We start from the raw sequence: 20,929 nt of genomic DNA, 5'->3' as shown, positions 1-20,929 counted from the left end.
GATGGGCAAGATCTTCGCCAGCGGCCGCACCATGGCCCTGCCCGCCGCGATCCTGCTGCTGGTGCTGGTCATGGTCGTGCCGATCCCGCCGGCGCTGCTCGACATCTTCTTCGTCGCCAACATCGCGATCAGCCTGGCCGTGCTGATGGTCGCGCTGAACGCCGAAAAGCCGCTCGACTTCTCGGCCTTCCCGACCGTCCTCCTGTTCGCCACCCTGTTCCGCCTGGGCCTGAACGTCGCCTCGACCCGCATCGTGCTGGTCCATGGCCATGAGGGCGAGAGCGCGGCCGGTCACGTCATCGAGGCATTCGGCACCTTCCTGATCGGCGGCGACTATGTCGTGGGTCTCTTCGTCTTTGCGATCCTGATGATCATCAACCTGATCGTCGTGACCAAGGGTGCAGGCCGCGTGTCGGAAGTATCCGCGCGCTTCACCCTGGACGCCCTGCCCGGCAAGCAGATGGCGATCGACGCCGACCTGAACGCCGGGCTCATCACGCCGGACCAGGCCAAGGCGCGCCGCGTCGAGGTGTCGACCGAGGCCGATTTCTACGGCTCGATGGACGGTTCGTCCAAGTTCGTGAAGGGCGACGCCGTCGCCGCCATGCTGATCCTTGCGGCCAATGTCATCGGCGGCCTGATCCTGGGTCCGGTCAGCCATGGCATGGGCATCGCCGACGCCGCCAAGACCTATATCCTGCTCGCCATCGGCGACGCGCTGGTCGCGCAGCTCCCCTCGCTGATGCTGTCGATCGCCGCCGCCGCCATCGTGACGCGCGTGTCGTCGGACAGGGATCTGGCCGGCCAGATCGGCTCGCAATTCGGTGCGTCCAAGACCTGGATCCCGGTCGCCGCGATCCTGGGTCTGCTGGGCGTCCTGCCGGGCATGCCGCATCTGGTGCTGCTGCCCGCCGCCGGGATCGCCGGGTTCACCGCCTGGAAGCTGCGCCAGATCGAGAAGCGCCCGGTCATCGCCCCCGCCGCCCCCGCGCCCGAGCCGGTCGACCCCTCGCGCATCGGCTGGGACGAGGTGATCGACGGCATGCAGGTGCATATCGACATCGGTTACGGCCTGGTGCCGCTGGTCGACGAGCGCCGCGGCGCGCCGCTGATGGCCCGTATCACCGGCGTCCGTCGCCAGCTGTCCAAGGACCTGGGCTTCGTCGTGCCGCAGGCCCGCGTCCGCGACGACATCAACCTGGCGCCCTATAGCTATCGCATCATCATCAACGGCGTCGTCGCCGCCGAGGATCAGGTCTCGCCCGACGAGATGCTGGCGCTCGACACCGGCCAGGCCTTTGGCGAACTGAACGGCAAGCCGGTCAAGGACCCGACCTTCGGCCTGCCCGCCACCTGGATCCTGAAGGGCGACGCCGATGCCGCCACCGGCATGGGCTACCTGGTGGTCGATCCGGGCACCGTCATGGCGACGCACCTGAACCACATCCTGTCCTCGAACGCCGCCGAACTGCTCGGCCCCGACGAGGTCCAGTCGCTGCTCGACGGGCTGAAGGAGCGCGCCGCGCAACTCGCCGCCTCGCTCAGCCCGAACCCGCTGCCGCTCACCACCCTGACCCAGGTTCTCAAGGGCCTTCTTTCGGAGAACATCACCTTGAAGGAGTTCCGCCGCATCGCCAGCGCGATCGCCGTGGCGGCCCAGAAGACGCTCGACGCCGAAGAGATCGTCGAGCTGATCCGGCCGCAGCTGGGCGCGCTCATCATCCAGAAGCTGTGCGGGATGCGCGAGCCGCTGCGCGTCATGACGCTGGACGGCCAGCTCGAAGGGCTGCTGGGCCAGGCCATGCGCGCCGATACCGGGCGCCGCCATGTGATCGAACCCGATCTGGGCCGCCGCATCACCGAGGCGTTGACCCAGGCCGCCCAGCCGCTGATCGCCGAGGCCAAGCCCTTTGCGCTGGTCGTGCAGCCGGGCGTGCGCATCGCGATGCGCAAGCTGGTCCGCACCTGCCTGCCCGACACGCCCGTCCTCTCCTTCTTCGAAGTGCCCGAGGACAAGGCGGTCGAAGTCGTCGCCGTCATCGGCTCTCCCCATCATCACCAGCAACAGGCGTTGGCCGCATGAGCGCACATCCCCTGAGCGGCGCGTTCATGGACGCGCAGAGCTTCAACCCGGCGAATTTCGATCCCGCGCTGGCCAATCCCACGGCCGCCGATCAACCGCTGACCTATCGTCCCGCGCCGCGTCGCGCCGGGATGCCCGGCGGCGATGCGAATGCGGTCATCCGCCAGCACCTGCCGCTGGTCCGGCGCATCGCGTGGCATGTGCATGGGTCCATGTCGAGCATGATCGAGGTCGAGGATCTGGTGCAGGTCGGACTGGTCGCGCTGGTCGAGGCCGCCGCCTCGTTCGAGGAGCGCGGCGTCGAGTTCGGCCATTATCTGAAGTCGCGGCTGCGCGGCGCGATGATCGACGAGCTTCGGCGTCAGGCGACGACGACGCGCGGCGCGATGCGTCGCCGCCGCCAATATCACGAGGCGGTCAACACCCTGTCCCAGACCGAGGGCCAGGCCCCATCCGACGAGGCGGTCGCCGAAAAGCTGGGCATCACGGTTGAACGGCTGCGCGCCGATTACAAGACCGCCGAGGCCGTGCGGATGGAGGCGATCGACGATGTCTATGCCGACGACCTGCCCTGGTTCGCCGACGACACGCCCGACGCCTTCGAGCAGCTGGCCGAAAGCGACCTGCGCGACGCGCTGATCGCCGCCATCTCGGCGCTCCCCGAGCGCGAGGCGATGGTGATCCAGCTTTATTATGTCGAGGAACTCAACCTGGAGGAAATCGGCCAGGTGCTCGGCGTCGGCGCGGCCCGCGTCTGCCAGATCAAAAGCGCGGCGCATGCCCGCCTGAAAAAGGCCCTCGCCAGCCAGCGGTAAAACGCTTCCTCCCCTGCAAGGGGAGGGGGACCATGCGCAGCATGGTGGAGGAGTGTAACCGCTAGCGAGTGTGGGCCTCCCTCACAAACGGCGACACCCCTCCGTCAGGCCTTCGGCCTGCCACCTCCCCTTCCAGGGGAGGATTGGGCGGCCATTCCCGCCAACTCCATTTTCCTCTAAGCGCGTCCCCGATGACCGGGGACGCCGATGCTCGCACGCCATGAACGCCATCTGATCGCCCGCTATCTGTGGCCGGGCGCGGGTGGGCGGCTGGTCCTGCTGGTCGCAGGCATCGGCTGCACCGGCGTCATGATCGGCGTCGCCGCGCTGGTGCTGGTCATCGCGGTCATGAACGGCGCGCAGACCAGGCTGGCCGACAGCGTCGCGCCGGTCGACGGGCATCTCAGCGTTACCGTGCCCGCCAGTGCCCGGCTGACCGAGGCGCAGGTCGCCGCGACCATCGCCCGCATCCCGGGTGTCGTCCGCACCGAGCTGATCCGCGAAGTCACCGCCGGTCTGTCGATCGACGGCCGGATCACGCCAATCACATTGCAGGGCCGCGACACACGCACACTCTATAGACTCGTGCCGACGATGCGTTCGGCGCTGGCGCATAGTCCCGATCCCGCGAGTGCCGTGGCGATCGGCCAGAATGCGACGCTGCAACTGGGCCTGTTCCCCGGTGATCGGATCGCGATCGGGCGGGTCGTCCTCGGCCCCGACCGCACCCTGTCGCTCGACCTGACCCCGGCGCGGATCGCGGCCTTCTATGCCGATGACGACAAGGGTGGCGATCGGGTGACGGTCTATGCCCCGCTCGATTCGCTGCCGATCCTCCGGGACGATTCGGCCATCACCCGTCGCGTCGCGGTGGTGCTGACCGACGCCGCCCAGGAAGCGGCCGTGATGGCGGCGATTCGACGGCGGCTGGGTCCGGCCTATCCGATCACCAGCTGGCAACAGGCGAATCGCGCGCTGCTCGCCGCCCTCGTTACCGAGAAGATCGGCATGACGATCGCGGTCGGGCTGGTCACCCTGGTCGCGCTGTTCAACATCCTGTCGTCGATGACCCTGCTCGCACGGGCCAAGCGGCGCGAGATCGCGATCCTGCGCACCATGGGCGTGACCGCGCGCAGCATCATGCGGATCTTCGCCACCGTGGGTAGCATCATCGCCTTGATCGGGGCGGGCATCGGCCTGTCGCTGGCCGCCGCCCTGTTGACCCAGCGGGCTGCGATCGTCGCGGCCGTGCGCCACCTGTCGCCCGCGCGGCAGGCGGAATGGGACGTATTCCTGTCGCTGCCGATCGGGATTTCGGCGCGCGAGCTGGCGGTGATCGCGTCGAGCGTGCTGGCGGGCGCGGTGCTGGCCAGCCTCTATCCCGCCTGGCGCGCGGGGCGGACCTCGCCCGCCCTGGTGCTGCGCGCGGATTGAGCCAATACGAGTAAACCCCGGCGGCATCGCTGCCGCCGGGGTTTGTCCTGCAAACCGGTCCGCGAGGATCTCTCGGCCGGTCGGCCCCGCCACCCGAGTGGGGGCGCGGTGCCGGGGCGCTCAGGATCCGGGAATTACTGTCCGAGCAGCTTGAGCACGCCCTGCTGCGACTGGTTGGCCTGGCTCAGCATCGCGGTCGAGGCCTGGCTGAGGATCTGGGCCTTGGCGAGCGCGGTGGTTTCGGCCGAGAAATCGGTATCCTCGATGCGGCTGCGCGCGTCCGTCAGGTTGGTGACGTTCGAGGTCAGGTTATTGACCGCCGACTGGAGCCGGTTCTGCGTGGCGCCCAGGCCTGCACGGATATTGGCGACCTTGCCGATGGCCTTGTCGAAGCTCTCCAGCGTCGCGGTGGTGGCGATGGTGCTGGGGCCGGTGGCCGGATCGACCACGGCGATGGCGCTGTTGATATCGGTGTCGGTGGTCAGATTGCTGAAGGTCATGGTGATGGCGTCGCTGGTGTTCGCGCCCGCCTGAATCTTCACCGCCCCGGCAGTACCCGCCGAACCGTCGAGCAGCTTCTGGCCGTTGAACTGGGTGTTGAACAGGATGTTCGACACCTGCGACGCCAGCGCGTTCTGCTCGGAGGTGATGTTCGCCTTGTCGTTGGTGGAATAGATGCCGTTGGCCTTCTGCACGGCCAGTTCGCGCATCCGCTGGAGCATGTTGCTCACCTCGTCCAGCGCACCTTCGGCGGTCTGCGCCATCGAGATGCCGTCATTCGAGTTGCGGATCGCCTGATTCATGCCGCGCACCTGCGACGTCATCGAGGCGGCGATGGCGAGGCCGGCGGCGTCGTCCTTCGCGGAATTGATGCGCTTGCCGGTGGACAGGCGCTGCATCGAAACGTTCAGCGCTTCGGTGGCGGCGCCGTTGGCGCTCGAGGCGCGTAACGCCGAAATATTACTGGCGATAACCGTCATGGTCGTTCTCCAAAGCCGGAGCTCTCCGCCGCCCCCAAGGCGAAGGTCGAGCTGCCAAGACGGGTAACGACCGCTTGAGGCAGGGCTTTAGAGAAAAGAGTCGATTGGGCGCGTTTTTTCGGGCGGAGCCCCCCGACACCTTATTATAAGGCATCGGGGGGTCCACCTTCCGCGACCGAGGGGATAACCGCGGTCGGCATTCGCCCAGGGCGATTAGCCGAGGAGCTTCAGCACGCCCTGCTGCGACTGGTTGGCCTGGCTCAGCATCGCGGTCGACGCCTGGCTCAGGATCTGCGCCTTGGCGAGCGCAGTGGTCTCTTCCGAGAAGTCGGTGTCCGAGATGCGGCTCTTCGCTTCGGCCAGGTTGGTCATGTTCGACGTCGCACTGTTGACGGCCGACTGGAGACGGTTCTGCGTGGCACCCAGACCCGCACGGATCGAAGACACGTCGGCGATCGCGGCGTCGTAGTTGGCCAGCGTATCACCGGCGGACTTCAGGGCAGCGCTATCCGAAGTGGCAGCAAAGTCGACGATCGCGCCAAGCTGCGAACCAGTTGCGGGCGTCGGCGTCGCGCCGGTGGTGGCAGCGACATAGGTTGCCGTCAGGTCGCGCAAACCGATGCTGACGGTGTCATTGGTCGTCGCACCCGTCTGGATCGACACGGTCGAGGCAGCACTGAACAACGCCTTGTTGTTGAATTGGGTGTTCTTAACGACGGCGCTGATCTGCGCGGCCAGCGTGGTCTGCTCGTTGGTGATGTTCGCCTTGTCGGCGGTCGAATAGGTACCGTTGGACGACTGAACCTTCAACTCGCGCATACGCTGGAGCATGTTGCCGACTTCGTTCAGCGCGCCTTCCGCCGTCTGCGCCAGCGAGATGCCGTCATTCGCGTTGCGGATGCCCTGCGCCATGCCCTTGATCTGCGAGGTCATCGAGTCGCTGATCGCCAGACCGGCGGCGTCGTCCTTTGCCGAGTTGATGCGATTGCCGGTCGACAGGCGCTGCATCGAGGTGCTCAGCGCGAGCGAAGCCGAGGTCGACGCGGCAGTTGCACGCATAGCACTGATATTGCTGGCAATAACGGTCATGTGATGTCTCCAAATCTGCTCGGCGATCCGTCTGTGTCCCCTCTGGACCACCGTGCCGCCGAGTGGAGTAACGGCCGCTTCCCGGCAGGCTTTAGCCGGTTCCATGCAAATTTTTGCCGGTGGGCTTGCCGGTTTTGCCGGAACGGTCGCGCGCGCGGCCGGGCGTCGCCCGCACACATACGGGCGCGCGTCGCGCCCGGAAAAAACTTGCCGTTCGCGTTGCCGAATTAACCACGGTTTTACCAAACAGGGACCATTGCGGAGTCACGAAAGGACTCCACGCCAGATGTCGTCGATTCACCCCTCCGCTGCGCTCGTTAAGCAGAAATATGCCCTGATCTCGGGCCTGCGGGCCCAGGGCATGGCCATTGCCGAGCAGGGCGCCGTCGCCCAGGCCGGGGACCTGTTCCTCGTCACCGACGGCGACGTGGTCGAGCATCCGGCGCGCACCATCGTCGTGTCCGATGGTCCGGTCCCCGCCATCATCCCGGCGATGGGCGGCCAACCGGCGAGCGTGACCTATTCCGCCGCCGAGTCGGGCGTCGGCAACAGCTTCGTCCGTGCGCTGCTGGCGGGCTCGGCCATGCCGACCGCCGCCGATCCGGAGAGCCTGGCGCTGTTCACCCTGGCCGAGCGGGTCGCGCAGGCGGACATCACCGTCCTCATCAACGGCCCGACCGGCACCGGCAAGGAAGTCGTGGCCCGCGCCATCCATGCGCAGTCGGCCCGCGCCAACAAGCCGTTCGTTGCGATCAACTGTGCCGCCCTGCCCGAATCGATGCTGGAGGCGCTGCTCTTCGGTCACCAGAAGGGCGCGTTCACCGGCGCGGCGCAGGCGGGCGAAGGCTTCTTCCGTGCGGCGGACGGCGGCACGCTGCTCCTCGACGAGATTGCCGAGATGCCGCTCCAGCTCCAGGCCAAGCTGCTCCGCGTGCTCCAGGAGCGCGAGGTGATCCCGCTCGGCGCGTCGATGCCGCAGTCGGTCGATGTCCGCGTCATCGCCTGCGCCAACCGCGACCTTCAGGCCGAAGTGGCGGCCGGCCGGTTCCGCGCCGACCTGTACTACCGCCTGTCGGTGTTCCCGCTGACCACCAAGGCGCTGGCCGAGCGTCGCCTGGACATTCCCGCGCTCGCCGCGACGATGATCCTGCGTCACGCGGCGGGCCGCACCGCCATTCCGTGGCCCAGCGCGGCGGCGATCGAGAAGCTCGCCATGCACAACTGGCCCGGCAATGTCCGCGAGCTGGAAAACGTCATCCAGCGCGCGCTGCTGTTCGCCGGTGGCGCGACGATCGAGCCCGAGCATATCGTGTTCGACCGCCCGATGATCGCCAACGACCTGGACGACGAGCCGCTGACCGTGACGACCGCGGAAGCGACGCTCGGCAAGGTCGTGCAGATGAGCGAATTCGCCGCGATCCGCGAGATGCTGGCCGCGTGCGGCGGCAACCGGGTCGAGACGGCCAAGCGTTTGGGCATTTCGGAGCGCACCCTGCGCTACCGTCTCGCCAAGGCGCGCGAACAGGGTGAGGAGATCATCCGCCCCTCTAGCCGGGCCGTGATGGCATGAGCGTCGGTGGTGTCGGCGGTGCGATGAGCGTCGACCGGGTGATGGCGCTTCGCGCCCAGATCCTGGAACGCAATCAGGCACTCAAGGCGGCAAGCCAGGCCGGTGCCAACCAGGCGGCACAGGCCGCCCAGACTCAGCCGGTCGCCGCGCCGACCAGCTTCGCCGATACGCTGGAGTCCGCGCTGAAGGGCGTGAACGAAGGCCAGCAGCAGGCCGCCCGCCTGTCCGAATCCTACGAACGCGGCGAAACGGTCGACATCGCCAAGGTGATGATGGCCCGCCAGCAGGCATCGGTCGGGTTCGAGGCGACCCTGCAAGTCCGCAACAAACTCCTGTCCGCCTATAAGGACATCATGAGCATGCCGGTGTAAGATGAGCACTGCCCTCACCCCCGCATCCGCCAATCCCGCAACCGCGCTGCCGCCCTTGCCGGAAAAGTTCGCCAACCCGCTTCGCCAGATCAAGTCGGTGATGGCGCAGCCCGCCGTGCGCCGGTCCGCGCCGATGGCGGCGCTGATCGGACTGATCGCCGCCGCCGCGCTCGCCTGGATGGCGCTGTCCAGCGCGCCGCAGAAGACGCTGTTCGACAATCTGTCGGACGCGGACAAGCAGGCAGTCACGACCGCGCTGTCGGCCGCGAACATCAAGAGCAAGATCAACGACGGCACCGGCGCGCTGACCGTGAACGAGGAGGATTACTCCAAGGCGCGGATGCTGCTGGCGGGCCAGGGTCTGCCGAAACAGGCGCCCGGCGGCTATGCGATCCTCGACCAGTTGCCGATGGGTGTCAGCCGCGCGGTCGAGGGCGAACGCCTTCGCCAGGCGCGCGAGAGCGAGTTGGCGCGGTCGATCGAGGAGATCGACGCGGTGGCCGAGGCGCGCGTGCACCTCGCCACGCCCGATGCCTCGCCCTTCATTCGCGACAAGTCCTCGCCATCGGCCTCGGTCGTGCTGAAGCTCAATGCCGGGCGCTCGCTGTCCGAATCGCAGGTCCAATCGATCGTCAATCTCGTCGCCTCGTCGGTGCCGGGCATGAAGCCCGAGGACGTGACCGTGGTCGACCAGATGGGTGGCCTGTTGTCCAAGAAGGGCGCGGACGGCGCGACCGGTGACGATCGCCGCATCGATTTCCAGCGCCGCCTGGAGGAGAAGTACCGCACCCAACTGATCCAGCTGCTGACCCCGCTGGTCGGTGCAGGCAACTTCACCGCCGAGGTACAGACCGAGGTCAATCTGGACGAGACCAGCGCGACCCGCGAACGCTATGACAAGGACGGCGCGCTGCGTGCCGAAACCGGCAACTGGACCGGCAATCAGAAGGACCCGACGACCCCGGGCGGCATTCCCGGCGCGCTGTCCAACACACCGCCGCCCGCCAGCACGCTGCAACAGCCGCAGCCCGCGAACGGCGCGAGCGGCAACCCGCCCGCCGATGGCAAGCCGGTCGCCGGTGGCCCGGGCGTGAACCCGGAAAAGCAGTCGGACGCCTTCCAGCGCGCCTATGACCTGAACAAGGAAGTGTCTGTGACCCGCGCTGCGCCGGGTTCGATCAAGCGGCTGACCGTTGCCGTCCTGCTGCGCGACCCCGCCACCGGCAAGCGCAGCCAGATGGAGATCAACCAGATTTCCGACCTGGTGAAGTCGGCAGTCGGCTTCGACCAGCAGCGCAACGACAATGTGACGGTGATCAGCCGCAAGTTCGCCGACGCCACTGTCGACGACAAGCGCGCCTGGTACGACAATAGCTGGCTGCCCATCGTGGCCCGCAATGCGACCGCACTGCTGATCGCGCTCCTGGTCCTGCTGCTCGGCGTGCGTCCGCTGGTGAAGGCCATGTCGAAGAAGAAGGACGAGGCCCAGGGCAAGGCCTTGCCGATGGGGGCGGCCGATGGCGCGACCGAGGGAGCCGGCAATGTCCTGCTCGGCGCCGATGGTCAGCCGGTGATCGGCCCCAATGGCCAACCCGTGCAGATCGGTGCCGATGGCCAGCCCATGTGGGTCGGCGCGGACGGCCAGCCCATGCCCGGCATGATCACCGCGCAGCCGCCCGCCGTGACGCTCGACGAGATCGAGGACACCAACAACTTCAACGAGCGGATCACCAAGGTGCGTGGCTTCACCCGCGACAACCCGGCGCGCGCCGCGCTCGCCGTCCGTGACATGATCCGTTCGGAGGCGCAGCAATAATGGCTTCCACCGAAGAGGGGCGCGTCTATTCGGGGGTCGAACGCGCCGCCGTCCTGATGATGCTGGTCGGCGAGGAGGAAGCTGCCGCCATCCTGCAGAAGCTGGAACCCGATGAAGTGCGCGAACTGGGCAAGGCGATGTACTCGATCGCCGATGTCAGCGAGCAGGATGTCGGCTTCGTACTCGACGATTTCGTCGGCTGTGCCCGCGCCCGTGCTTCGATCGCCTTCCAGCCCAAGCCGATCGTCGAGAATCTGATGAACCGCGCGCTCGGCCCCGAACGCGCCGGCAGCGTGTTGTCGCGCATCGTGCCCGCCGAGGCGCAGTGCGAGATCGAGATGCTCGGCTGGCTCGATCCGGTCGACATCGCCAAGATCGTCGAGAAGGAACATCCGCAGATCGGCGCGGTGCTGATCGCCAATTGCGACCCCGCCGTCGCGGGCAAGGTGCTGGAACTGCTGCCCGAGGCGATGCAGCCCGACATCCTGCACCGCGTCGCCCGGCTGGGCCCGGTGACGCCGCAGGCGATCGACACGCTGAACGGCGTGCTCAAGCGCTGGAGCGAAGGCGGCAGCGGCGGCCAGGGCCTCGCAATGGGCGGTTCGCGCGAAGCGGCCAAGATCCTGTCGAGCGCGCGCAAGGCGACCGAGCAGCGGGTCATGCCCAAGCTGTTCAAGATCGACCGCGACGTCGCCAAGCAGATCGAGGAAGCGCTGTTCATCTTCGACAACCTGCTCGACATGGACGACAAGAATCTCGGCACGCTCATCCGCAACGTCGACGGCGAAGTCCTCACCCGCGCGCTCAAGGGCGCGGACGAGGCGGCGCGCGAGCGTTTCCTGGGCTGCATGTCGGCGCGTGCGGCGGCCGGTATCCGCGACGAGATCGAATCGCGCGGGCCGATGAAGCTGTCCGAAGTGCTCGAAGCGCAGAAGTCGATGATCACCACCGCCCGCAACCTGGCCAAGGAAGGCACGATCATGATGGGCGGAGGCGAGGACGACTATGTCTGATTTCGTCGCCGGTTTCTCCGCACGCCAGAATGCGGCGGCCGCCGCGCTGCAACAGGCGTTCGCGCCGCCCGGCGGCTTCGCGCCCTCGGGCATGCCGGGCGTCAATATCGACCTGGGCTCGGGCCCGATCTCGTTCCGGCCGCAGGCGCCGACCGGCGGGCTGGGCGCGACGGCGGCCGACAATGTCGCGCCCGGCCAGCCCCGCCATTTCCACCCCGCCAGCCGCGATCACGATCCGACCCAGGGCTGGGACCCCTTTGCTGCCTGCGAGGATGTCGCCGAACCGGCCATCGATCCACTCGCCGCCGCCCATGCGTCGGGCCATGCCGAGGGTTATGCCGAAGGGCTCGCCGCCGCCCAGCGCCAGTTCCAGGCGCAGGCCGAGGCCGAGGCGCGCGACGGCCAGATGGTCGATTCGATTGCTCAGGCGCTAAACGCGCGCATCGATCGCCAGGCGATGGCCGAACAGCTGCGCCAGACCGTGCTGATGCTGGTCGGCAAGCTGGTCGGTGAGATCGGCGTCGATGCCGACCGGCTGACCGGACGGATCGAGGCGGCGATGGACCTGCTGTCCGATGCCAAGGAAGCCGCGATGCTGCGCGTCCATCCCGATGACGTGGCGCTGCTGGCCGAGCGGCTCCCGCAGACCGTCTTCCCCGTCGGCGATCCGAATGTGGAGCGCGGCGGCTTCGTCCTCGAAAGCGCCTCGACCATCGTCGAGGACGGTCCCTCGCTGTGGCTCGACCAGCTCGCCGCCGCGATCGACAAGGTGCCCGTTCCCCAATGCTGAACCGTTTCACGACCGATTATCTGGAAACGCTGTCCCAGGCGGATTTCGCCCCGCGCCCCGTGGTGGCGGGTCGGCTGGCCTCCTATGACGGCCTGCTGATGGAAGCGGTCGGACTGTCGCTGCCGGTCGGCACCGTCTGCGCCATCGGAGAGAAGGACGGGCATTGCGTCGAGGCCGAGGTGATCGGTTTCCGCAACGGCCGCACGCTGATGATGAATCTGGGCGGCCCCGCCCCCCTGCTCCCGCGCGCGCCGGTGCGCCCGCTCGGCCCTCCGGGCGAAGCGGAAGTCGGTGCGGCGATGCTGGGCCGCGTGGTCGACGGGTCGGGCAAGCCGATCGACGGTCTGGGCCCCATTCGCGGCGCGGGCCGCTGGCCGCTGGCGGGCAAGATGCAGTCGCCGCTCGACCGGGGCCGCGTGCTGGAGCCGATGGACGTGGGCGTGCGCGCGATCAACGGCCTGCTGACCATCGGCCAGGGCCAGCGTGTCGGCATCATGGCGGGGTCCGGCGTCGGCAAGTCGGTGCTGCTGGGCATGATGGTCCGTGCGGCCCGCGCCGACGTCATCGTCATCGGCCTGATCGGCGAGCGCAGCCGCGAAGTCGCCGATTTCCTGGAAACCAAGGTCGCTGGCGCCGCCCGCGCCCGCTCGGTCGTGGTGGCGGTCCCCGCCAACCATTCGCCCGTGCTGCGTATCCGGGGCGCGCTGCGCGCCACCGCCATTGCCGAGGCGTTCCGTGCCGAGGGCAAGAAAGTGCTGCTCATCATGGATTCGCTGACCCGCGTCGCCCATGCGGGGCGCGAGATCGGACTGGCGCTGGGCGAGCCGGCCTCGGCGCGTGGCTATCCGCCGTCCGCCATCGCGATGCTGCCCAACCTGATCGAGCGGGCCGGGGCCGATGCGCATGGCACCGGATCGATCACCGCCATCTACACCGTGCTGGCCGATGGCGACGACGGCAACGACCCGGTGGTCGACTCGGCGCGGTCGATCCTGGACGGGCATATCGTGCTCAACCGCCATCTGGCCGAGCGGGGCGTCTATCCCGCCATCGATATCGGCCCGTCGGTCAGCCGCGTGATGACCGACATCGTCGGCCGCCCGCATGCGCAGGCGGCGCGGACGCTGCGCCGTCATCTGGCGACCTACGAGGAGAATCGCGATCTCGTCCTGATGGGCGCGTACCGCGCGGGCGCGGACCCGGCGATCGACGCCGCCATCGCCTGCCACCCGGCGGTGATGGAGTATATCCGGCAGGACGCCGACGAGGTCGTGCCGCTCGATCATGCGGTCGAGGAGCTGGTGGGCATTTTCGGCCAGCCGCTAGGCTGAGCCGTTTCCAAGGGGGGAAACAGACATGGCATCCCGGCAACAGACGATGCTGTCCCGGCTTCACCGGGTCCGCACGCTGCAACTCAATCTGACCATGGCCGACGAGGCGCGCGCGCAGGAGCGTGTGGCGTCCGAGCATCAGCTGTCGCAGCGCATCGGCCAGCTGATCGATGCGGTGACGCCGACCCCGGCGGTGACCGCGTCCGCCGCCTCGCTGATGGCGAATGCGCATTTCCGTAACCGCCTGCTCGAATCGGCCGATGCCGCGACGGCGCGGATTCAGGTGGCCGAGCATCGCGCCGCCCAGGCGGGCGAACAGACCAAGGCGGCCAAGCGCGACCAGACCGCCGTCGAGAAGCTGATGGACCGCGCGCGCCTCGCCGCGATCCGGGCCGAGATGCGTGCGCTGGAGGATATGCCCTCCAGTGGCGGCGCACGTCGCAATCGGCACGATCCTTGCTGACAGACTTGTCATGATGTCCTCCATCACCTCGCTCACGCCCTCTGGCACCGCGTCCGCCCGTCTGCAGGCGGGCGGTGGCGCGGGCGATCCGATGGCCTCCGCCTTCGCGATGCTCTTCGCGCTGATGCCCGGCATGGGCGACGCGGCGGATACGGGCAGCGGCGAGGGCGTGCCCAAGTCAGACGGCGACACGGCCAAGGACGGCAGCACGACCGAAAAGGACGGCAAGGACGTGCCGAGCGACGCCGCCGTCTTGCCGGTGATGCCGTTCGCGATCCCGACCGTCCCACTAACGCCGGCCGAACCCGTCGCGTCGCCGGTCGCCGCGTCGGGCGCTTCGCCCGCACCGATCACCACGCTTCTGGCGGCGATGCCGACCCTGCCGGACGCCGGGTCCACGCCGACGACCGCGCCCGCTCCGACCACGAGGCCGGTGGTGGCGGACTCGCCGATCGCCTTCGATCCGCTCAAGGGTACGATGCCCATACCGCCCGCCATGACGGCGGCCATGACGGATGACGGTGTGCCCGAGCTGCCGGTCCCGAACCGAACCGCTCCGACGCTGGCGACGGCCGTGCCGACCGGCGCGGCGGCGACGCCAGCGCCCGCGTCACCCGTCATGGTGGCGCAACAGGCGGCTACGACCGCGCCCGCGGTTGCGCGTGACACGGTGGCAGCCCTCCAGACCTCGCCAGCCCCGGACGTGACCCCGCCCACGAACGAGCCCGTCGTCCGTGCCACCGCGCCCGGCATCCCGCTGGCGATTCGTGGCGATGCCTTGCCGACCGCGATTCCGATCGACGCAGCGCCCATTGCTGCGGCGAACGATGGCATACGCCCCCCATCCACCCGGCAGGACACCCCCCTCCGCTTTGCGGTGACGAACGGGTCCGCGCCCGTCGTGGCCCCCTTGCCGATTCAGGCCCCTGCCCCGATCATCCAGGCGGGCCAGAGCGCCCCTGCCATCCAGCTTTTCGGAACCGCGATGCGCGGCGAGCAGAGCTTCGACCCGCGCACCGATCGCCGCAAGGACGAAACCGCGCTGTCGGTCGACCCTGCAACGCTGACCCGTGCCGACTCGCTGACCGCCGCGCCGGTCGTCGCGACGACGGGGGCCGAGCAGGCTCCGCTCGACATGACGCAGCATCATTGGCCACAGGGCATGATCGACCGCATCGACCGGATGCGCGAGGACGCCGCCACCGCCGATACCCGTATCCAGCTGTCGCCCGACGCGCTGGGCGGCATCGCGGTGAACCTGCGCCATGAGGACGGCGCGACGCATATCCACTTCACCGCCGACCAGGCGCAGACCGCATCCCTGCTCACCGACGCCCAGCCGACCCTGGCGCGACTCGCCGAGGAAAAGGGGATGCGCCTGGGCCAGACGGCGGTCGATCTCGGCCAGTCGGGAATGGGCGGCGAACGACAGGCGCCGCCGCGTCGCCCCGATCCCGTGATGCCGACCCGCCCCGCCTTTGCGGGCACCACCGCTTCCAGCGACGCCGGGGACCCGGCCGCCGCCTCCACCCGAATCGCCTGAGGACTGAACCATGAGTGACGCGAAGGAAACCGACGAAAAGGCACCCAAGAAGAAGGGCAAGCTGGGCAAGATCATCGTGATGGTGGTCGGCGTGCTCGTCCTGCTGGGCGGGGGCGTGGGCGCCGGGCTCTATGCCGCCAATTCCGGCCTGATCGGCGGTGGCGGCCATGCCAAGGAAGACAATGGCGAGGCCGAGGCCGAGGCCAAGCATCCCGGCCCCAAGCTGGTGCCCAAGTCGGAGCAGAAGCGCGCCGGGGCCGCGGGTGAAGGCGGCGAGGGCGGCGAAGGCGGTCATGGCGGCGGTGAAGGCGGCGGCGAGGGCGGCCATGGCGAAGGCGGCGGCGAGGCCCATGAAAACAAGGGCATGCCGACCCCGGTGGGCGATGGCGGCGAACGCTATGCGTCCAACTATTACGAGCTGCCCAAGGACTTCACCTCGAACATGCGCGACTCGGTGCATATCATCCAGGTGGGGCTGGCCATCTCGACCCCCTATGACGACACGGTCATCAACAACCTGAAGACCAATGACCTGGCGGTCCGCTCGGCCATCCTGATGACCCTGGGCGACGCCAATGAGGAAATGGTGTTTTCCAGCGAGGGCAAGCGCCAGCTGCAACGCAAGCTGGTCGACTCGATCAACGAGATTCTGCGGCAGAAGGAGGGATTCGGAGGCGTCGCTAACGTCTACTTTACCAATTTTGTTGTTCAGTGAGGCATGGTTAACGCCGCCCCTCAGGTTGAACGCCGCGAACGCGGTCGTGAACAGATCGCCGATCACGGCGTGCTGGGCACGACCAAGCTCAATCCGTTCGGCGACCTGCATACGATGCAGCATCTGTCCGCGCGCCTCGCGCGGTCGCTGCGGGGGCTGTTCGAATCCCTTCTGCGCGAGGAACTGCGCTGCTGGGCGGAGCCGCTGGTCGTCCAGCGCTTCGCCGATTACCGGGCCGAGCGTGGCGACGGCCTGAGCGCATGGCTGCCCATGGCGATGACCTCGCCCAGCGGTATCACCGCCGACGCCCAGGCGCTGATCGTCATCGACGGCGCCTTTAGCCTGGCGATGATCGACCTGCTGTTCGGCGGCACCGGCGCGGTGCCCGATGTCCTGCCGCCCGAATTCTCGCCCGCCGCCGAGGCGATGGTGAGCCAGCTGGGCGACATGATGGCCGCGCCCTTGCGCGGCGCCTGGGAATCGCTCGCCCGGATCGACTTTCGTGCCGGTCGCCCCGAAGCCTCGCCCGCCATGCTGTCGGGCATCGAGGGCGACGACGCGATGATCGTCACCCGCTTCGGCATCGACGGCCGCAATCGCCGCCCGACCATGATCGACATCCTCTACCCCGTCAGCGCGTTGAAGCCGCACGGCTCCGCTTTGACCGGCAAGGTCGTCGACAAGCAGGCCGAGGTCGATCCCACCTGGCGCGGCGACCTGACCCGCGCGGTGATGACGGTGCGCTTCCCGGTCCGCTCGGTCCTTGCCGAACCCGTCGTGTCGCTCAGCCGCCTGATGGAGCTGAAGATCGGCGACGTGATCCCGATCAGTTTCGGCCCGGAAGTGCCGGTGATGGTCGGCGGCGACCTGCTCGGCATGGGCACGGTCGGCACCGCCAATGGCCGCGCCGCCGTCCAGCTTACCTCGCTTAACCGGTCCATCGAAGGACTGGCCCGCGCTCACGAAGGATTCGAAGAATGAACGATATGGCCGGGGGCTTCCCCGTCGATACGTCGGTCGCGGCCAATTTCCGGCTGCTTCAGGATGTCGACGTCAAGCTGACCGTGGAGATCGGCTCGACCCAGCTGTCGCTGCGCGAGCTGCTGGCGCTGTCCGAATCGAGCGTGATCGAGCTGGACCGCCAGGCCAACGAGCTGCTCGACGTGCTGGTCAACGGCACGCTGATCGGGCGCGGCGAGGTGGTGACGGTCGGCGACCGGTTCGGCGTGCGCCTGACCGAGCTGGTCAACCCCGACAAGCGCGGCTGATCCCCCCATGCTCTGGTCCTATATCCTGAAGCTGGTCATCCTGCTGCCGCTGATCTGCGGCCTGATGATCGGTTGCCTCTATCTCTGGCGCCGCCTAGAAAGCCGGATGCCGGGTCGCCCCGCCACGCGGCTGATCCATGTCCGCGAGACGATGATGATCTCGCCCGGCCTGCGCCTGGCGGTCATCGAGTTCGAGGGGCGCAACCTGCTCGTCTCGGTCGGGCGCGGCGGCGTCCAGCTGGTCGACAAGGTCGAGGGCAATGGGACCACGCCTGCGGCCGCCAACTCTGCGCCCCTGACGCCGACGCCCCCGCGCCGCCCCGATTTCGTCTCGCGCTTCGCGCCCAAGACGTTCGACCAATGAGCATTTCCGTGACCCGCCGGGGCACCGGCCCGGCGCTGATCCGCAGCCATGGCCGTGACCTCCCGAAGCGCAGCCTGAAGCCGCTATGGATCCTGCTCGCCCTGCTTCTGGCGCTGGTCATCGCGATGCCCGCCTTTGCGCAGGCCGCTCCGGCCGCGGCTCCGGCGGCAGCCCCCGCACCGGGCGTCGGCGATGCGGTCGACCGCGCGCTGGGCCAGCTGGGCGGCGGCGCCAATGGCGGCTCGGGCTCGCTGAGCCTGTCGCTCCAGGTCCTCATCATCATGGGCCTGCTGACGATCCTGCCGGGCATCATCCTGATGATGACCAGCTTTACCCGGATCGTCATCGTGCTCGCCATCCTGCGCCAGGCGCTGGGCCTGCAACAGACGCCGCCGAATCAGGTGCTGATCGGCCTGTCGGTCTTCCTGTCGCTGTTCATCATGGCCCCGACGATCAGCCAGATGAACACAAACGCGATCGAACCCTATGCGCAGGGCCGCCTGCCCGGCACCGAGATGATCAAGGCCGCGGGCGCGCCGCTCCACGCCTTCATGGCCAAGCAGACGCGCGTAAAGGACGTGACGATGTTCGCCGAAATGGCGAAGTCCGGCCCCTATGCCAGCCCCAACGACATCCCCTATGCCGTGCTGCTGCCCGCCTTCGTCACCTCGGAACTGAAGACCGCGTTCCAGATCGGGTTCCTGATCTTCCTGCCCTTCATCGTCATCGACCTGGTCGTCGCCACCGTGCTGATGGCGCTGGGCATGATGATGCTGTCGCCCTCGATCATATCCCTGCCCTTCAAGCTGCTGCTCTTCGTACTGGTCGATGGCTGGGCGCTGACCATGGGCAGTCTGGCGAACAGTTTCGCGACGTAGCGGCGGGGCATGGGCTTCGACTTCGCTCAGCCTGAACGGCTGTCGGGAGAAGGTCTTCGTTAACCAATCTCGACCATAATCCGTTCAGCATGAGCCCTTGGGCTGGCTGGCAAGCCAGCCGCTCCGGGTAAACTTTGGCGCTTTGCGCCGAAGTCGAAAGCCACAGGACACCCTCACCCACACGGGACCAGAGACCGCATCATGGACGCCCAATATTTCCTGACGCTGGCCAACCAGAGCATGTGGGTGCTGGCGCTCGCCGCCGCGCCGATCCTGGTGCCCGTGCTCGTCTCGGGCCTGGTGATCGGCATGATCCAGGCCGCGACCTCGATCAACGAACAGACGCTGTCGTTCGTGCCGAAGCTGATTGTCGTCGCCGTCTCGATCCTGATCTTCGGCAGCCTGATCGTCGGACTGCTCAGCGACTTCATGGTCAGCATGTTCGAGCGTATTCCCGATCTCGTGAAGTAACTATGCTCGGCTTCGGCCTCTCGATCGAGCCGCAGGCTTGGGCGATCCTGTTCCTGATGATCCGCATCGGGGCCGCCTTCATCACCGCGCCCGTGTTCGGCGCGGTGTCGATCCCCCTGCCCGTGCGGGTCAGCCTGGCGGGGGCGATCGCCTTTCTGGTGAACGCGGTCCATCCGGTCGTGCCGCCGCCCGTCATCTTTTCGGTTCCCACGATCATGTCAGTCGCGGCCGAGGCGATCGTCGGCCTGGCGCTGGGCCTGATCCTTCAGATCGCCTTTACCGCCCCCCTGGTTGCCAGCGAGCTGATCGGCGGGTCGATGGGGCTCAACTTCGCCACGACGGTCGATCCGCTCAACGGCCGGTCGAGCCAGGCGCTGGGCCAGTTCTTCACCGTCATGCTGACCCTGTTGTTCCTGTCGGTCGACGGGCACCTCGTCCTCGTCGAGACGATCGTGAAAAGCTACGAGGCGATGCCGCCCGGACAGGCCTGGATGGCCCCGGCACAGTTCAAGGCGATCGCGCTTTTCGGCGGCTATGCCTTTCTGGCCGGGCTGCTGCTGGCGCTGCCGGTCGGTTTCCTGCTGCTCTGCCTGAACCTCGTCATGGGCATGATGAGCCGCGCCGCGCCCTCGCTCAATCTCTTCTCGGTGGGCATGCCCGCCGCGCTGACCATCGGCGTCATCACCATCGCCGTCGCCTTCCCGGCGATGGGCGACTATATGCTCGTCATCATCCGTGAGGCGCTGGCCGCCACCGAGACGTTGGTGATCGGCTGATGTCGGAGGGCGGCGAAAAGACAGAAGCCCCAACCCAAAAGCGCCGCAACAAAGCGCGCGAGGATGGGCAGATCCTGCGCAGCCGCGACCTGGCGGCGGCCCTGGTAATGATGGCGGGTATCGCCTGGCTGATGTTCGCGGGGCCCACCTTGCTGGGCGCGTGCAAGGCGGTGATGGCGACCAGCTTTCAGTTCACCCATGCCGATGTCGAGGATTTCGAACCGTTCCGCCCCTTGCTGGAGGCGGGGGGCAAGCTGTGGCCGTCGCTCGCCTCGCTGTTCGCGGTCACGATCGTCGCGACCATCGCGTCGCAGGCGGGCCTCGGCTCGCTCCAGTTCAATCCCAAGGCGATGGCGCCCAAGCCGTCCAAGCTGAACCCCGCCTCGGGCCTGAAGCGCATCTTCGGCACGCACGGCTGGATCGAACTGGGCAAGTCGCTGCTCAAGGTCGTGCTGCTCGGCGCGCTGGGCACCTATATGCTGTGGAAATCGTCGCGCACGACCCTGGGGCTGGCGCAGTCGGACCTGAACGGCGCAATCGGATCGCTGGGCGGCACCTTCATCACCATCCTGCTGGTCATGGGCTTCGGCCTGATCCTGATCGCCGGGTTCGACGTGCCGATCCAGATCATCCAGCTCTTCTCCAAGCTCAAGATGACCAAGCAGGAGGTCAAGGACGAGCATAAGGAAAGCGAAGGCAATCCGGAGGCCAAGGCGCATATCCGTGGCAAGCAGCGCGAGATGTCGCGCCGGGCCGTGCGCGCGGCGGTCATGGAGGCGCATGTCATCCTGACCAACCCGACCCATTTCGCCGTCGCCCTGCGTTACGACCGGGGGCAGGACGAAGTGCCGGTGGTGGTCGCCAAGGGACGCGGCGCGACCGCGCTGGCCATTCGCGAACTGGCGGCCGAACTGGATACGCCAGTGCTGGAATATCCGCAGCTCGCCCGCGCCGTCTATTACACCAGCCGCGAGGGCCAGGAGGTGCGCGCCGACCTGTACCAGGCGATCGCCGTCGTGCTCGCCTTCGTCTTCGGCCTCAATGCGGGGGCGGGCGGTACGTCACAGCCGCCGGTCGAGGTGCCGGTGGGCGCCCGCTTCGACGAGAACGGCGTCGAGCAGCCATGATGCGCATCGCGCCCCGCCATTCGTCGCATCCC

General features: G+C 67.8%; 21 protein-coding genes. 19 read left to right on the top strand and 2 right to left on the bottom strand.

What is annotated here, in order from left to right; genetic code table 11:
- The first annotated feature begins 1 nt into the window (after position 1).
- The 3 genes from flhA to NS355_RS00530 all read left to right on the top strand — a co-directional run bounded on the left by flhA (position 2) and on the right by NS355_RS00530 (position 4,332).
- Positions 2–2,083, top strand: coding sequence for a flagellar biosynthesis protein FlhA (gene flhA / locus NS355_RS00540; protein ID WP_058743872.1), 2,082 nt, complete (start codon positions 2–4; stop codon positions 2,081–2,083).
- Positions 2,080–2,898, top strand: a complete 819-nt coding sequence (locus NS355_RS00535) for a sigma-70 family RNA polymerase sigma factor (protein ID WP_058743871.1) — start codon at positions 2,080–2,082, stop codon at positions 2,896–2,898. Before flhA ends, NS355_RS00535 begins: the two co-directional genes overlap by 4 nt.
- Positions 2,899–3,105: 207 nt before the next feature.
- The gene (locus NS355_RS00530) at positions 3,106–4,332 is read left to right on the top strand and encodes an FtsX-like permease family protein (protein ID WP_058743870.1); all 1,227 of its coding nucleotides are present in this window, start codon (positions 3,106–3,108) and stop codon (positions 4,330–4,332) included.
- Between the two features lie 134 nt (positions 4,333–4,466).
- On the opposite strand, the gene NS355_RS00525 is transcribed toward NS355_RS00530, so the two are convergent.
- Positions 4,467–5,312 carry a flagellin gene (locus NS355_RS00525; protein ID WP_058743869.1) on the bottom strand — a complete coding sequence of 282 codons (846 nt, stop codon included), beginning with the start codon at positions 5,310–5,312 and terminating at the stop codon, positions 4,467–4,469.
- A 213-nt stretch (positions 5,313–5,525) separates the two neighbouring features.
- Complete coding sequence (locus NS355_RS00520) at positions 5,526–6,401, bottom strand: flagellin (RefSeq protein WP_058743868.1); 876 nt, start codon at positions 6,399–6,401, stop codon at positions 5,526–5,528.
- Between the two features lie 286 nt (positions 6,402–6,687).
- On the opposite strand from NS355_RS00520, the gene NS355_RS00515 reads away from it, so the two are divergent.
- The 16 genes from NS355_RS00515 to NS355_RS00440 all read left to right on the top strand — a co-directional run bounded on the left by NS355_RS00515 (position 6,688) and on the right by NS355_RS00440 (position 20,897).
- Positions 6,688–7,971 carry a sigma-54 interaction domain-containing protein gene (locus NS355_RS00515; protein ID WP_058743867.1) on the top strand — a complete coding sequence of 428 codons (1,284 nt, stop codon included), beginning with the start codon at positions 6,688–6,690 and terminating at the stop codon, positions 7,969–7,971.
- Positions 7,968–8,342, top strand: coding sequence for a flagellar hook-basal body complex protein FliE (gene fliE, locus NS355_RS00510; RefSeq protein ID WP_058743866.1), 375 nt, complete (start codon positions 7,968–7,970; stop codon positions 8,340–8,342). The genes NS355_RS00515 and fliE overlap by 4 nt, the downstream gene beginning before the upstream one ends.
- Position 8,343: 1 nt before the next feature.
- Positions 8,344–10,158: a flagellar basal-body MS-ring/collar protein FliF gene (gene fliF / locus NS355_RS00505; protein ID WP_058743865.1), complete on the top strand. Its 1,815-nt coding sequence runs from the start codon at positions 8,344–8,346 to the stop codon at positions 10,156–10,158.
- Complete coding sequence (gene fliG, locus NS355_RS00500; RefSeq protein WP_058743864.1) at positions 10,158–11,171, top strand: flagellar motor switch protein FliG; 1,014 nt, start codon at positions 10,158–10,160, stop codon at positions 11,169–11,171. Before fliF ends, fliG begins: the two co-directional genes overlap by 1 nt.
- Complete coding sequence (locus tag NS355_RS00495) at positions 11,164–11,961, top strand: FliH/SctL family protein (RefSeq protein ID WP_058743863.1); 798 nt, start codon at positions 11,164–11,166, stop codon at positions 11,959–11,961. The genes fliG and NS355_RS00495 overlap by 8 nt, the downstream gene beginning before the upstream one ends.
- On the top strand, positions 11,955–13,292 hold the full coding sequence (locus tag NS355_RS00490; RefSeq protein WP_058743862.1) for a FliI/YscN family ATPase: 1,338 nt from the start codon (positions 11,955–11,957) through the stop codon (positions 13,290–13,292). The genes NS355_RS00495 and NS355_RS00490 overlap by 7 nt, the downstream gene beginning before the upstream one ends.
- A gap of 25 nt (positions 13,293–13,317) precedes the next feature.
- Positions 13,318–13,755, top strand: coding sequence for a hypothetical protein (locus tag NS355_RS00485; protein ID WP_244489501.1), 438 nt, complete (start codon positions 13,318–13,320; stop codon positions 13,753–13,755).
- Between the two features lie 10 nt (positions 13,756–13,765).
- Entirely contained in the window at positions 13,766–15,298 is a 1,533-nt protein-coding gene (locus tag NS355_RS00480; RefSeq protein WP_058743860.1) for a flagellar hook-length control protein FliK, read from the top strand.
- 10 nt (positions 15,299–15,308) lie between these two features.
- Positions 15,309–16,013 carry a flagellar basal body-associated FliL family protein gene (locus NS355_RS00475; protein ID WP_058743859.1) on the top strand — a complete coding sequence of 235 codons (705 nt, stop codon included), beginning with the start codon at positions 15,309–15,311 and terminating at the stop codon, positions 16,011–16,013.
- A 3-nt stretch (positions 16,014–16,016) separates the two neighbouring features.
- Positions 16,017–16,994 carry a flagellar motor switch protein FliM gene (locus tag NS355_RS00470; RefSeq protein WP_058743858.1) on the top strand — a complete coding sequence of 326 codons (978 nt, stop codon included), beginning with the start codon at positions 16,017–16,019 and terminating at the stop codon, positions 16,992–16,994.
- A complete protein-coding gene (gene fliN, locus NS355_RS00465; RefSeq protein WP_042487397.1) occupies positions 16,991–17,281 on the top strand; it encodes a flagellar motor switch protein FliN in 291 nt (96 codons plus the stop codon). Before NS355_RS00470 ends, fliN begins: the two co-directional genes overlap by 4 nt.
- Positions 17,282–17,288: 7 nt before the next feature.
- Positions 17,289–17,645, top strand: coding sequence for a FliO/MopB family protein (locus NS355_RS00460; protein WP_058743857.1), 357 nt, complete (start codon positions 17,289–17,291; stop codon positions 17,643–17,645).
- Positions 17,642–18,523, top strand: coding sequence for a flagellar type III secretion system pore protein FliP (fliP, locus tag NS355_RS00455; protein ID WP_058743856.1), 882 nt, complete (start codon positions 17,642–17,644; stop codon positions 18,521–18,523). Before NS355_RS00460 ends, fliP begins: the two co-directional genes overlap by 4 nt.
- A gap of 201 nt (positions 18,524–18,724) precedes the next feature.
- Positions 18,725–18,994, top strand: coding sequence for a flagellar biosynthesis protein FliQ (gene fliQ / locus NS355_RS00450; protein ID WP_042487406.1), 270 nt, complete (start codon positions 18,725–18,727; stop codon positions 18,992–18,994).
- Between the two features lie 2 nt (positions 18,995–18,996).
- Positions 18,997–19,770, top strand: coding sequence for a flagellar biosynthetic protein FliR (fliR, locus tag NS355_RS00445; protein ID WP_058743855.1), 774 nt, complete (start codon positions 18,997–18,999; stop codon positions 19,768–19,770).
- Positions 19,770–20,897: an EscU/YscU/HrcU family type III secretion system export apparatus switch protein gene (locus tag NS355_RS00440; RefSeq protein ID WP_058743854.1), complete on the top strand. Its 1,128-nt coding sequence runs from the start codon at positions 19,770–19,772 to the stop codon at positions 20,895–20,897. Before fliR ends, NS355_RS00440 begins: the two co-directional genes overlap by 1 nt.
- The last annotated feature ends 32 nt before the right edge of the window (positions 20,898–20,929 follow it).

Source organism: Sphingomonas yabuuchiae (assembly GCF_001477495.1).
Taxonomy (GTDB): Bacteria; Pseudomonadota; Alphaproteobacteria; order Sphingomonadales; family Sphingomonadaceae; genus Sphingomonas; species Sphingomonas yabuuchiae_A.
This window is presented reverse-complemented; position numbering and strand designations above follow the sequence as displayed.

Coding starts and splice junctions, on each gene's coding strand:
- flhA (WP_058743872.1), top strand. CDS start 2: ATGGGCAAGATCTTCGCCAGCGGCCGCACCATGGCCCTGCCCGCCGCG.
- NS355_RS00535 (WP_058743871.1), top strand. CDS start 2,080: ATGAGCGCACATCCCCTGAGCGGCGCGTTCATGGACGCGCAGAGCTTC.
- NS355_RS00530 (WP_058743870.1), top strand. CDS start 3,106: ATGCTCGCACGCCATGAACGCCATCTGATCGCCCGCTATCTGTGGCCG.
- NS355_RS00525 (WP_058743869.1), bottom strand. CDS start 5,312: ATGACGGTTATCGCCAGTAATATTTCGGCGTTACGCGCCTCGAGCGCC.
- NS355_RS00520 (WP_058743868.1), bottom strand. CDS start 6,401: ATGACCGTTATTGCCAGCAATATCAGTGCTATGCGTGCAACTGCCGCG.
- NS355_RS00515 (WP_058743867.1), top strand. CDS start 6,688: ATGTCGTCGATTCACCCCTCCGCTGCGCTCGTTAAGCAGAAATATGCC.
- fliE (WP_058743866.1), top strand. CDS start 7,968: ATGAGCGTCGGTGGTGTCGGCGGTGCGATGAGCGTCGACCGGGTGATG.
- fliF (WP_058743865.1), top strand. CDS start 8,344: ATGAGCACTGCCCTCACCCCCGCATCCGCCAATCCCGCAACCGCGCTG.
- fliG (WP_058743864.1), top strand. CDS start 10,158: ATGGCTTCCACCGAAGAGGGGCGCGTCTATTCGGGGGTCGAACGCGCC.
- NS355_RS00495 (WP_058743863.1), top strand. CDS start 11,164: ATGTCTGATTTCGTCGCCGGTTTCTCCGCACGCCAGAATGCGGCGGCC.
- NS355_RS00490 (WP_058743862.1), top strand. CDS start 11,955: ATGCTGAACCGTTTCACGACCGATTATCTGGAAACGCTGTCCCAGGCG.
- NS355_RS00485 (WP_244489501.1), top strand. CDS start 13,318: ATGGCATCCCGGCAACAGACGATGCTGTCCCGGCTTCACCGGGTCCGC.
- NS355_RS00480 (WP_058743860.1), top strand. CDS start 13,766: ATGATGTCCTCCATCACCTCGCTCACGCCCTCTGGCACCGCGTCCGCC.
- NS355_RS00475 (WP_058743859.1), top strand. CDS start 15,309: ATGAGTGACGCGAAGGAAACCGACGAAAAGGCACCCAAGAAGAAGGGC.
- NS355_RS00470 (WP_058743858.1), top strand. CDS start 16,017: ATGGTTAACGCCGCCCCTCAGGTTGAACGCCGCGAACGCGGTCGTGAA.
- fliN (WP_042487397.1), top strand. CDS start 16,991: ATGAACGATATGGCCGGGGGCTTCCCCGTCGATACGTCGGTCGCGGCC.
- NS355_RS00460 (WP_058743857.1), top strand. CDS start 17,289: ATGCTCTGGTCCTATATCCTGAAGCTGGTCATCCTGCTGCCGCTGATC.
- fliP (WP_058743856.1), top strand. CDS start 17,642: ATGAGCATTTCCGTGACCCGCCGGGGCACCGGCCCGGCGCTGATCCGC.
- fliQ (WP_042487406.1), top strand. CDS start 18,725: ATGGACGCCCAATATTTCCTGACGCTGGCCAACCAGAGCATGTGGGTG.
- fliR (WP_058743855.1), top strand. CDS start 18,997: ATGCTCGGCTTCGGCCTCTCGATCGAGCCGCAGGCTTGGGCGATCCTG.
- NS355_RS00440 (WP_058743854.1), top strand. CDS start 19,770: ATGTCGGAGGGCGGCGAAAAGACAGAAGCCCCAACCCAAAAGCGCCGC.